Below are 6,807 nucleotides of genomic sequence, written 5' to 3' on the forward strand. Positions count from 1 at the left end.
CATCCGCGGGGTTACGACGGCGACGCCTCCGGGCGCGGGCTCGGCAGCCGGGTGGTGAGGAAGTCGAGCAGGACGGCGTTGAAGCGCGCGGGCTGTTCGGCGCCGGGCAGGTGGCCCGCCCGCTCGATGACGGCCAGGGACGCGTGGGGCACCAGGCGCCGGATCGCCTCGGCGTCCGCGACCGGCGTGTACGCGTCGTCCGCCCCGACGACGATCAGCACCGGCTCCCGGACGGCGGGCAACGTGTCGCGGAAGTCCCGGCGTTCGGCCCGGCCGCGCAGTGCGGCGGCGGCGCCCCGGGGGTCGGTGGCGCGCATCATGGACAGCACGCGCGCGGCGACGTCCGGCATCGCGTCGACGTTGTAGGCGGCCAGCATCTTGTCGATCACCTCGTCCGCGTACCCGCCCATGCCCTCGGCGAGGAGCCGGTCGGCCAGGCGGTTGCGGAACTCCTTGCCGTCCTCGGTCTCGGCCGGGGCGGAGGTGTCGGACAGGACGAGGGCGTGCACCCGCCGCGGGTGGCGGTGGTGGAACTCCATGGCGATCTGACCGCCCATGGAGACGCCGCCGACCACCGCGCGCTCGATGCCCAGGTGGTCGAGCAGCGCGGCGAGGTCGTCGGCGAAGTCGGAGAGGAACACTGCGCCCGGGGTGACCCCGCTGAGCCCGTAGCCGCGCAGGTCCGGGGTGATGACCCGGTAGCCGGCCGCGCTCAGCGCCTCGGCCTGCGGTGCCCACAGGGTGCGGTCGAAGGGGTGGCCGTGCACCAGGAGCACCGGCAGGCCCGTCGCCGGGCCGAAATCGTCGTGGTGGAGGGTGGTCCCGCGCAGGGTCGTGGCGTTCATACCGGGCACCCTAGCTCCATGATCGCGTGCGTTCGCGCGTGCGCGGGTCGTCACCGCCATCGGTTCCGGTCGATAACCCATCCCGGAACTCCACTTCTTTCCGGCCGACTTGACATATTCCGAGGGGGAAATGACGCGCTCCGGAATCCGGTATTCGCCCCGATAATCCGCATTCGCGCCGAGAGGGTGCCGACGAAATGCGCGATGCGGGTATGCGGGCGAGCCAATCGACCTGACGTATTGGGCCATTGGCGAGTGGTCGACCCCTCCGCGTGGTGCGTATGGTCTCGGCGCAAAGCTTTTGGAATCGGAAAGGAACCGACATCCGCGCGCGCCTCCCCGTCGGCCGGTCTCTCCCTCACGCTGTTCCTGGCCCACGTGCGCGCCACATGAGCCGGGACCGGTGCGCGGTCAAGCGGCGGGAGGCTCTGTGGGGACGGCGGCCGCGCACGGTCGCGCCGCACGCGTGCCACCGGGCGTCAGGCGGCGCGGGCCAGGGCGGCCTCCTGCTCCGCGGCCGCCCCCCAGGCGTCCTCGGCGAGCAGTTCGGCCAACCGGGTCGCGGCGAAGTCGGTGTAGCGGCGGGACTCCATCAGGAGGCAGCGGGCGGAGCCGATGGTGCGGCTGCGGACCAGGCCGGCCGCCTCGGCCTCGGCGCCCAGCAGCGAGAAGAACCGGCCGTTGTCCTCGGCGACGTCGGGGGTCTCCACCCACACCCGCCCGTGCTGGATCTCGTACGGGAACCGGCGCACCTGGGTCCGGTGCCAGGGCACGCGCGACTCGGCGTGGTGCAGGAAGGAATTGCGGTTGTGGCCGACACCGAGCAGCAGGATGTGGGCCCCCAGTTCGTACATCCGCTCGAAGGGGGAGTCCGGGCCGAAGGCGTGCTGGAGCGGCTGCTCCGCGGTGATCGCGGCGGCCAGCGGGCCGACCGCCGCCACCGAGACCTGCGGATGGCGACCGCGCACACGCTCGGGCAGTGCCAGCACCGCATTGGACACCGCCCCCATCGAGGTGGGGAGCCCGTCGTGGAAGTACGGCACGTGGCGCCGGTCCTCGTCCGCCCGCGCGTTCTGGAGGGGCGGCGTGTGCGGATGCGGGTCGCGGACCTGGGGCGTGAAGGTGGGCGCGACGACGGTGCCGGTCGGACCGACGCACCTGTGCAGCGCCCGTACCAGCGCGTGGGCCCCCTGCCGTACCGGGCCGAAGGCGGACAGCGACGCGTGCACCATCACGACGGCTCCCTCGGGCAGGCCCAAGGAGCGGAACTCTTGATTCAGGAATTCTTCGTCGAGGACGGTGTCCGGGCAGGCATCGGATATCGGCATGGTGTCCCTCGTCTCTGCGTGCGTCGCTCTATCGGCCGTGGATGGCGGAACCGGTCAGTGCTCGTCCGTGGAGCCCTCGGCGGGACCGGACGGGCCGCCCCGCCGCCGGAAGGCCACCCCGGCCTCGGCCAGCATCCGGTGCACCCAGCCGTACGAGCGGCCGGTCAGCTCGCTCAGCTCGCGGATCGACGCGCCGTTGAGGTAGGCCTTCTTCAACTCCATGGAGTGCTGGGCCCGAACCGGCCCCAACATGTGCTTCCGGTCCGGCAGGTGGAGGTCCGTGGCGGCGGGCTTCGGCTGCTGCGCCCGGTCCGCTTCCAGCAGGAGCGGTTCCGCCGCGAGCGGCTGCGGCTGAGGCTGCGGCTCCTGCCGGTGCTGGTCAGCCGTACCGACCTCGGAGCCGGTCGGGGGCTCCATCAGGGCCGCCCCGCACTCCAGGACGGCGAAACCGGCGAAGGCGGGTGAGCGCAGGGCGCGCAGCGCCAGGCGCAAGGCGGCGGTCTCCGCGTCCGCGAGAGCACCGCAGGAGAAGAACAGACCGATGACGGGAGGCATGTGCGGGTCGGGGACCGCGACGGCGACGTGCTCCAGCGCGTCGTCCGCGTCAGCGCGCGCCATCAGCTGGGCCGCGGTGTCCCGGGGCAGTTGCTGACGGCCGTCTAAAGGGGCCATGCGTAAGTGAACGAGATGCATGAGAACGAACATCGTCTGTCCGTGCGGCCGTAACAAGAAGATGAAGTTGGCCGGTTCCGGCAATTACCTGTTCTGGCCCTGACATGCTGAGATCAATCTGCCATGATCAATCTGAATCTGATGAGGGGGACGTCTTGCTGGGGTTGTTGGGATTAGATTCGCTGACCGAAGAGGTCTACCGGGCGATGCTGCTCCATCCCGGTAAAGGGGTGGGCGCGTTAGCCGAGCACCTGGGGCGACCGGAACACGCGGTCCGGACCGCACTGGACAGGCTGCACGAATTATCGCTGGTCCGTCCGTCCGCGGAGAACGGGCTGCGCGCGGTCGAGCCCGAACTGGGCATGGAGGCGCTGCTGGCCAAGCAGCAGGCGGACCTGGCGGCGCAGCGGCAACGGGTGGAGGAATCCCGCGCCGCGGCGGCCCAGTTGATCGCCCAGTTCTCCGAACTGCGCTCCACGTCCCGGCAACCGGGTGTCGAGCACCTCGATGACATCGAGCAGATCCGCGACCGGCTCGCGCTGCTCACCCGCCGGGTGCGGAACGAGGTGATGACCTTCGCCCCCAACGGGGGGCACACGCAGGAAAGCCTGGAGACCGCCAGGCCGTTGGACGCCGAACTGCTCGGCCGCGGGGTGCGGATGCGGACGGTCTACCTGGACAGCGTCCGCAACAGTCCGCCCACCGTGGCCTACGCAGAATGGCTGGGGGAGCGGGGCGGTGCCGTGCGCACGGTGCCGTCCTTACCGGTGCGCATGGTCATCGTGGACCGGGAGACCGCGCTCATCCCCGTCAACGCCGAAGAGGCCCGGCACGCCGCGGTGGTGCTCACGGGGCAGGGCACGTTGACCGCCCTGTGCGCGCTGTTCGACACGGTGTGGGCGTCGGCCTCGGACCTGGGGGAGGGGAACAAGCGGGACGAGTCGGGGCTCAGCGCTCAGGAGCGCGAGGTCCTGGCCTTCCTGTACCGGGGGATGACCGACGACGCCATCGCCAAGCGGCTGGGTGTGTCGCCGCGCACGGCGCGCCGGGTGGCCAACGACATGATGGAACGGCTCGGCGCCCGCAGTCGGTTCCAGGCCGGGGCCCTCGCCGTGCAGCACGGTTGGCTGCCGACCGTGCAAGCTCGCTGAACGATCACCACAGGGGCGCGGCCGAACAGGGCCGTCGACCGGAATGACCCGTCGTCATGGCGGAAGGGGACGGAGAGGGACGGAGAGGGAGGGGAAGGAAGGAAGGAAGAACCACCGGGCAGAGCGCCGAGCGACGACGCGGAATCGCCCCTGTGCAGCACCGACGGGCCGACCCCCTTTGCGGGGGTCGGCCCATCGGCGTTTCCGGTCACGGATCGCGGAATTCCCCATCGACGCGTGGGCCAGGCCGGAAACGGCAGCTGCCGCTTCCGGCAAGCCGGTAGCCCTTCCGGGCCGCTTCCGGCCCGGCGAGAGTGGAGACATCGCCGGGGACGCCCGAGAGAACCGCACAGCAAGAGCCCGACCGGCCAGGCATGCATGGCCGTCGGGGTCGCTGTCACCCGTTACTCGAAGGAGCTTCCATGTCCCGTCACACGACCGCCGCCGCCAAGACGGCCCTGGTCCTCGCCACGGCGCTGCTCGCCCCGGTCCTCCTGGCCCAGAGCGCCTCCGCGGATCCGGTCACCCCCGCCGCCCCCACCACGGTCACCACCACGACCCCCGCCGCCGGGACGAACTCCATGATCTGGGACTGAGCCCCCGCCTCACCGGCTTTGCGACGACGACAAGTGAAGAAAGGGGAGGCTCGTGATCGAGGAGATACTTCCCGCTGAGGTGGCCGCCATCGACGCGGTCGACGAAGACGTGGCCGAACTCTTCGCCGTGGAGCGCGCGGCGATCGGCGGAGCGGTTCCCGAGCGCCGCCGGGAGTTCGCGATGGTGCGCAAGTCCGCCCGGACGGCGCTGGGGCAGCTCGGCATCCCGCCGGTGCCCCTCGTGCCGGGCGCCGGCCGGGCCCCGGTCTGGCCGACCGGAGTGGTCGGGAGCATGACGCACTGCGAGGGCTACCGCGCCGCCGCGGTGGCCCGGTCCAGCAGGGTGCACGCCGTCGGCATCGACGCCGAGGTCAGTGAGCCGCTGCCGAGCGGGGTGTTGCAAATGATCGGGCTGCCCTCGGAGCGCGCGATGCTCGCCCGACTTGACGAACAACACCCAGAAGTTCCGTGGGACCGATTGCTCTTCAGCTGTAAGGAGTCCGTCTACAAGATCTGGTACCCGCTCGCCGGGAGGATGCTGGAGTTCGACGGTGCGGAGGTCGAAATAGACCCAGGTGGCGGCTTTTCCGCGCGGTTCACGGTCGAAGGACCGGTGGCCGCCGGTCGCAGGGTCTCGCGTCTTTCGGGGCGCTGGCTGCACCGGGACGGACTGTTGCTGACCGGAATCGCATTGGGAATGATCAATCTTCCCGGGATTTCGTTGCGCCCGGATGATCACTCGCCTAGGCTCCAACTGGCCGTCTCGCCAGATGAATTGGCGAGGAGTTCCCTTGGCTGGAACTAGGCGTAACGGGGGTCAGATCCGGCCACGTACCGGACGAGCGCGCGGGGGGACTGTATTTGAGAGTCTGCGGACTGTAACGGGGCCACCTCCGTTTACAGGAGTGCTGGTCAACCGGGCTGCCGCCCGTATCCGCCAGGTGTCCGCAGGGCGCCTCACCTTCACTGACGCCGTCGACAGTCGTCGCTTCCGGCGCCATTGAGGCATGCCCTGGACGGGTTGATTGATCATGTTCCGCTTCTTTGCGCGGAGATCCTGGCGATCAGAATGACGGAGTTCTCTCACGTACTCCGGAATGAATTCTTCCGGCTGGGCCTCGATCGGGCCCCTTCGCCGGATCGTCGCTCGTCTGGGATGGAAACCGATGGCCGTATCCGAATCGCCCGCGTTCACCGAGACCTTCACGGTCACGTCCGAAAACCCCCTGCTCCACGGCCACGTCGTCTACGGGCGGCCGCTGCTGCCGGGAGTCGGCTACGTGGACCTGGTGCTCCAGGTCCTCGCCCGGCACGGCCACGCCATGCCGGACGTCGAGCTGCGCAACCTCACCATCCTCGCGCCCCTCGTCGCCGCACCGGGTGAGCGCGTACAGACCACCATCGAGGGCCGCCCCTCCCCGCGCGGCGGCTGGCGCATCGAGGTCCGCAGCCGCCGCGAACAGGACTCGGCCGACGTCCTGCACGCCGTCGTGGCCGCGCACCGACGGGAACGGGCCGCCTTCACCGAGCGGTTGGCGCTCCCCCTGGACGGGGTGACCGGTGCGACCCCGGTGACCGACATCTACCGCTGGTGCCGGGAGCACGAGCTCCAGCACTCCGGCCTGATGAAGATCAGCGGTCAGGTGCACCACCGGTCCGGCGACTGGATCGCCGAATTGGAGCTGGCCCCCGAGTACCACGGCACCACCGAGGCCTTCCTCTTCCACCCCGCGCTGTTCGAAGCCGGGCTGCTCGGCGGCGGCATCGCCATCGGCATGCTGCACGGCGACGACGACGGCCCGGGGCTGTACCTGCCGCTGATGTTCGAGGAGTTCCGGGCGGCGGGCCCGCTGGGCAAGCGCGTCTTCGTCCGGGTCCCGGCCGAGTCGGTGCGTCGGGACGAGGAACTCATCCGGCTGGTGGTCGAGTTCTACGACGAGACCGGGCAGAAGGTGGCCGAGGTCGGCCGGTTCGTGGCCAAGCGGGTCCGGGCCCAGTCCTCCCTCGACGTCCGCGGGACCCCGGCGCCCGAGCCCGTGTCCGCGCCGGTTGCCGCGCCCGTCACGGCCGCCGCCCCCGCCCCCGCCCCCATCCCCGTCGCCGATGCCGTGCCCGTGGGTGGCGGTGGTGATTTCGTGTCGGTGTTGCGGGATCTGGTGGCGGTGCCGTTGGGGCGTGTGGCGGCTGATGTGGAGGTGGATCTGGGCTATTACGA

7 protein-coding genes are annotated in these 6,807 nt (G+C 70.5%); 4 read left to right on the plus strand and 3 right to left on the minus strand.

Features of this window, described 5'->3' with window-relative positions:
• Nucleotides 1–11 precede the first annotated feature (11 nt).
• From ACZ4UB_RS08230 to ACZ4UB_RS08240, 3 genes are all read right to left on the minus strand, one after another.
• Nucleotides 12–845 (minus strand): alpha/beta fold hydrolase, encoded by an 834-nt coding sequence (locus ACZ4UB_RS08230; RefSeq protein WP_468069059.1) that lies wholly within the window; start codon nt 843–845, stop codon nt 12–14.
• A 479-nt stretch (nt 846–1,324) separates the two neighbouring features.
• Nucleotides 1,325–2,173: an AAC(3) family N-acetyltransferase gene (locus ACZ4UB_RS08235; protein ID WP_468069061.1), complete on the minus strand. Its 849-nt coding sequence runs from the start codon at nt 2,171–2,173 to the stop codon at nt 1,325–1,327.
• 54 nt (nt 2,174–2,227) lie between these two features.
• Complete coding sequence (locus tag ACZ4UB_RS08240; protein WP_468069063.1) at nt 2,228–2,845, minus strand: helix-turn-helix domain-containing protein; 618 nt, start codon at nt 2,843–2,845, stop codon at nt 2,228–2,230.
• Between the two features lie 155 nt (nt 2,846–3,000).
• On the opposite strand from ACZ4UB_RS08240, the gene ACZ4UB_RS08245 reads away from it, so the two are divergent.
• From ACZ4UB_RS08245 to ACZ4UB_RS08260, 4 genes are all read left to right on the plus strand, one after another.
• Complete coding sequence (locus tag ACZ4UB_RS08245; protein ID WP_468069064.1) at nt 3,001–3,996, plus strand: LuxR C-terminal-related transcriptional regulator; 996 nt, start codon at nt 3,001–3,003, stop codon at nt 3,994–3,996.
• A 422-nt stretch (nt 3,997–4,418) separates the two neighbouring features.
• The gene (locus tag ACZ4UB_RS08250; protein ID WP_468069065.1) at nt 4,419–4,592 is read left to right on the plus strand and encodes a hypothetical protein; all 174 of its coding nucleotides are present in this window, start codon (nt 4,419–4,421) and stop codon (nt 4,590–4,592) included.
• Nucleotides 4,593–4,671: 79 nt separating this feature from the next.
• Entirely contained in the window at nt 4,672–5,397 is a 726-nt protein-coding gene (locus tag ACZ4UB_RS08255; protein WP_468069066.1) for a 4'-phosphopantetheinyl transferase family protein, read from the plus strand.
• 361 nt (nt 5,398–5,758) lie between these two features.
• Nucleotides 5,759–6,807 (plus strand): polyketide synthase dehydratase domain-containing protein (locus ACZ4UB_RS08260; protein WP_468069067.1); only part of this gene is annotated, 1,049 nt, incomplete at its 3' end.

The sequence above is a fragment of the Streptomyces sp. NPDC028419 genome (genome assembly GCF_055565515.1).

Bases quoted from the DNA above. Each gene is read 5' to 3' on its own strand.
- ACZ4UB_RS08230 (WP_468069059.1), bottom strand. From the start codon at position 845: ATGAACGCCACGACCCTGCGCGGGACCACCCTCCACCACGACGATTTC.
- ACZ4UB_RS08235 (WP_468069061.1), bottom strand. From the start codon at position 2,173: ATGCCGATATCCGATGCCTGCCCGGACACCGTCCTCGACGAAGAATTC.
- ACZ4UB_RS08240 (WP_468069063.1), bottom strand. From the start codon at position 2,845: ATGGCCCCTTTAGACGGCCGTCAGCAACTGCCCCGGGACACCGCGGCC.
- ACZ4UB_RS08250 (WP_468069065.1), top strand. From the start codon at position 4,419: ATGTCCCGTCACACGACCGCCGCCGCCAAGACGGCCCTGGTCCTCGCC.